The sequence below is a fragment of the Bacillus sp. LR--39 genome, from assembly GCF_053613335.1.
Map to the genome: position 1 here is coordinate 1 of NZ_JBSIOT010001110.1, position 627 is coordinate 627.

At 40.8% G+C, this 627-nt stretch carries 1 protein-coding gene; it reads left to right on the forward strand.

Annotated elements, in window-relative coordinates:
* On the forward strand, window positions 1-457 hold a 457-nt coding region (locus ACWHAR_RS28775; protein WP_452088660.1), incomplete at its 5' end, for an amino acid--tRNA ligase-related protein.
* Window positions 458-627 lie beyond the last annotated feature (170 nt).

Below are 627 nucleotides of genomic sequence, written 5' to 3' on the forward strand. Positions count from 1 at the left end.
ATATGCAAAAGAACATGGTGTAGAAATTAAAGACTCTATGACAGTAGGGCATATCATCAACGAATTCTTCGAACAAAAAATTGAAGAAACGCTTATTCAGCCAACGTTTATTTACGGGCATCCTGTAGAAATTTCTCCTCTTGCTAAGAAAAACCCTGAGGACCCGCGTTTTACAGACCGTTTTGAGCTGTTTATCGTTGGCCGTGAACATGCCAACGCGTTTACAGAGCTGAATGATCCTATTGATCAAAGAGAACGCTTTGAAGCGCAATTAAAAGAGCGTGAAGCCGGTAATGATGAAGCTCATCTAATGGATGAAGACTTTGTTGAAGCTCTGGAATACGGTATGCCGCCAACAGGAGGTTTAGGCATCGGTATCGACCGTCTGGTTATGCTGCTGACGAATGCCCCTTCTATTCGCGATGTGCTGTTATTCCCGCAAATGAGACAACGCTAATAAGGAAGAGCGGCATCCTCCATAGGGAAAGGATGCCGCTCTTTTTAAATTCCTTAGTATTTCTTCAAAAAAACTATTGCACTATTATTTACTAGGTGGTATATTATTATTCGTTGCCGCTAAACAAGGCGATAACGAAAAAAAGAACTTCAAAAAAGTTATTGACTTCA